This is a genomic window from Akkermansia sp. 54_46 (assembly GCF_001917295.1).
Taxonomy (GTDB): domain Bacteria; phylum Verrucomicrobiota; class Verrucomicrobiia; order Verrucomicrobiales; family Akkermansiaceae; genus Akkermansia; species Akkermansia muciniphila.
Genome location: NZ_MNUD01000020.1, coordinates 1 through 4026, shown reverse-complemented (window position 1 = coordinate 4026; position 4026 = coordinate 1). Strand labels below are relative to the sequence as shown.

The 4026-nt window shown below is 50.0% G+C and carries 1 protein-coding gene and 2 pseudogenes; 1 reads left to right on the top strand and 2 read right to left on the bottom strand.

Going from position 1 to position 4026, the window contains the following annotated elements; translation table 11 throughout:
- Positions 1-1144 (bottom strand): annotated as a pseudogene (locus tag BHW66_RS02915) (hypothetical protein); the annotation flags it as partial.
- A complete protein-coding gene (locus tag BHW66_RS02910) occupies positions 1068-2330 on the bottom strand; it encodes a hypothetical protein (protein ID WP_286688898.1) in 1263 nt (420 codons plus the stop codon). The pseudogene BHW66_RS02915 and the gene BHW66_RS02910, both read right to left, overlap by 77 nt.
- Between BHW66_RS02910 and BHW66_RS02905 the strand changes: the two are divergent.
- A pseudogene (locus BHW66_RS02905) lies at positions 2292-4026 on the top strand (hypothetical protein); the annotation flags it as partial. The gene BHW66_RS02910 and the pseudogene BHW66_RS02905 overlap by 39 nt on opposite strands.

The window sequence follows — 4026 nt, the reverse complement described above, 5'->3', positions numbered from 1 at the left end:
TGGAGTGCTGCCATGTCTTGGCCCGGTAGTCCTTGCCCTCCGGATAGGCTCCAATCACGGGGGGTTTGCCCCATTTTACCGATACTCCATAGTAGGCGACAAACGTGGAGTCCAAAGAGGGCGTGCCGTATTCGCCCGCTTTTTTAGCTTCTTCATTGGTCCCTTCGTTGTGTTCCCACATTTCTGCGGGAAGTTTAATTTGGTCAACAAGAGGTTTTTCCCAAGCACCCCAGTTCAGGTTGAGGATGGCCGGCATGGTCTTGGAGAAAATTTCTATTTCCGCCGTGCTTTTCCCATTCAGGGAAGAGGAACTGTTCATTTTGTTGGGATCCATCAGGCCGGCCCCCATCACGAAGGTTCCCAGGGCTTTGGAGGCACCCTTGTCTCCGTATTTGACGGCGAGAACATGATTGTCCGGCGTTCCGTTGAGCCGGCTGGTATCTTCCGCGAAGATAACGGAAGCCTTGGCAATGCCTACCTGGTTATATCCGCTGCCGTCCAGAAGTTCATAACGGACGCCGTCCGTCAGGTTGACGGCATAAGAGCTGACTTGTCCCGGTTCCTGGGACCATCCCTCTTTGAGCGGGAATCTGTCCGGTTTGAAATCACCGCTGTTGGGCTTTGTTTTGTAAACTTCGTTACCGTTGGCGATGTTGGAAACGACCGGCTGGGCAAAGACGATGATCTCGCCTGCTTTCAAGGTGGAAGGCTCTCCCTTGACGGTGGAACCGTCACTGTTAAGTTTGGCCGTAGTTCGGAAAGAGGCGCCGAAATCCGCCACCTGGCGGTTGTTATAAGAAGCGTTCAAATAGGGGATCAGGCAGGATTCTCCATAATTGGAGAGTGCATTCTCATCCAGTTGGTTCCATGCGAATTTAACATTATGGGAAAGCAGCAGGGGCATGAAGCGGTGCTCGCCGAAGTAGGCGCCCCAGACACCTCCGTTGGCCCCGGTCAGCTTCATATCCACATTATACGGATTCCACCAGACGTACACGGGAATGACGGCAATACGGAAGTCGATCCATCCTCCACGGTTGGGATGCTTGTTGCCGTGTTTGACGTAGTTAAGTCCTACAAAGGAATAAAAGCGCAGCAGGATGGGGTGGCGCATGTACGTGTAGCGGTTGTCCATCATTTCCATGCTGAAGGGTGGCGGAGGCATCCTGGCCTTCCCTCTTCGTGGAGGAGTCCCACACGTTCGCCCACAGGTAAAGCTGGTTCCAGGAGCCGATCGGCCGGTTCTGGTCCGACGGGTTGCCGTCCTCGGACGTGTACGGACGCAACCCTATGTCCGCCGTATCGCCGCGAAATTCTTCAGGAAGTTTTTCCTGGGAAAACATAATGTTGAGGTCTTTCTTAAGACCGCCGAATTTAGAATCCGTCAGCAAACTGGAAGAAACCAGAGAGATGTCGTGGTAAACGTCACCCAAATCCTTCAAACGTCCGTTTTTATTGTTGGCCAGCAGAGAATCAAGAGAGATAAGCTTTCTGACTGCGGACATGTCGTTCCCGGATCCCGCCGTCATTACGGAAGAAAGATTGAGAGACTCCAGATCGGGGCCGGGCGTATCCCAGGTGGAACGCAGCACCGTCAGGGCATCCGTACTTTCTTCAGAAGCATGCGGCATCAAATTGATACGCGCTTTCTGGTTTTCCCCCGTGACCCACCAGGCTATATATTTACGGGAGTTAGCATTCTTTTTCAGTCCTGTGGTCTTGGAGGAATCATCTACGCGCACCATGCGGGCGTAGATTTCCTTTTTATCCTGATTCCTGGCTCCAACGGGTGTCCCTATCGTGCCTGGTCCCACCAGGGCGACGCTGCGGAAGTTCTGGTTAGAGAGAGAACGTTTGCCCAACAGGTTTTTACCCGCTTCCAGAGAACTGAGCCTGCGCAAATCAGGGTCGGAAATGAGCCAGCGGCGGAACATGGATTTTCTTCCTGTATCATAGGTGGCCGAGATGTTCATGCCCTCGGAGTTATTCGTATTGAGCCAAGAATCCCAGCTGTTCCAGACACCCAGAATATAAGGGGCGTTTCCTTCGCTGGTTCCGGAAGAAAGAATGCCGGAATTGGCGGAAACACGCTGATCAGGGCCCAATTCACACTGAAGCTGGCCCAAAGCTACTTCCAGGGAAAATCTGGCGAGGGATTTGGCCTCCGCCGCAAAAAGCTGTTTCTCGGAAATACGGACCTGTGAAGATGCAATGGTTAAAAGGCCGACGCTGAGGAGGGCTAAAAGCATCATCAGGGTAATGGTGGCAATCAGGGCAAACCCCTTGCTGACATGCCTGACAGGACGTTTAGTGAAAAGTTTGATCTTCATGAAAATGATGGGTTTCGGCAGGCCCCTTTCCGTTCGAGTGTGAGGAGGAAAAACCTCTGCTGTCACAAAGGTGCGAAGAGCCAATTCTTAACTCTAGCCAATACAAAAAAGAGGCAGTTCATGCAAGCTCAAAGTTGGTTCAACAGGGCACACGTTGAGCAGAGCAAACAGGCTCCGGGACAATTGGAAAGAAAAATAAGACAAGAAAAATCGCATTTTTATCCAATTCTGTTCTTAAAGGTTTATATTATGATTTTTATAGAAAAATCGGATTCTAAATTCGGTGGATTAAAAAAAGACTTGAATATCATATTTTCTCAAGAAAAACTGCCTGCGGAATTTCGCGGCGATACGGCGGACATGCCGATCGGCTCCTGGAACCAGCTTTACCTGTGGGCGAACGTGTGGGACTCCTCCACGAAGAGGGAAGGCCAGGATGCCTCCGCCACCCTTCAATGGAACGGAAGCGCTCCCAGCACGCTGATTGCGGCGGATGCCGCGGCGAACCTGGAGATGATGGACAACCGCTACACGTACATGCGCCATCCCATCCTGCTGCGTTATTACAATTTTATCGGTTCTTATTTAACAAAGAATGATCGGCAATCTCAAAACGGAGGCTGGATTAACACAGCTGTATCAGTCGTTCCTGTTTATGTCTGGTGGAATCCGTATAATGTGGACATGAAATTTCAGGGAGCCGGAGGAAATCCATGGGGCTCTTACTTTGGCGAACATCGTTTTAAACCCATGCTTTTTGCGGATAACATCGCTTCCTCTGGACCTCTTTCCAGCTTAAAAATGTATACGGAGCATCCTCTGACACCATATACGCAAGGGGCTTTCGGAGCTATACATGATCGGCAGGTAGCCGATTTCGGTGCCTCTTACAGGAAAACTTCCCGGCTGAACGACGGTACAGGAGAAGTAGTGAAAGGAGAGGTATCTGTTCTTAAAGCAGGAGAAATCGTTGTTTTTTCCCAACCATCTACAACTCGTACCAACAAAATTCAAAATGGTGCTGTATATAAATCTAAAAGTGGGGGATATGATATTCGAACGGATAATTTTGCTTTTAGAGAAGGGTGGCCGCAAGACATGAGTGAGATGGTTTCTTATGGCGTTAATATATACACAGGTCTTCAATATCAATACTTTGAAAGATCTGGCTATCCAACAGAGAATAAGTACACGTTTTGGGCCCGCTTTGCGGAAACGGATAATGACCTGATAGGGAATGGAGGAAATACCTCCTTGGGAACTCCTCCCAATCATGTTCTGTGCCATAAGTATACGGACGAATACAACTCCAATTCCAAAAAATTGGGAACTTTCATGATGGGTGCTGGCATTATGGACGCCAGCCAAATTGGAAAAGATACACGTTTAAGCGGGGCTTCCACACCGGACCCTGTCGTTTTTTCTAAGATGTCCCCAACGATGCTCAATCTGAACTGGGGATTTGAGGAACAAATCATGCAGGCGACAAAAATACCAGTAGATGGATGGATTAACTTCAAAAGAGGTGACGATGAAGATGGCACGAAACGCGGCAAATACGCAGAACCTGAGCCGAACGGTCCATTCCCCTATTTCATCGCCTACTATGGAGTATCGGTAAAATGGGGCAAACCCCCCGTGATTGGAGCCTATCCGGAGGGCAAGGACTACCGGGCCAAGACATGGCAGCACTCCA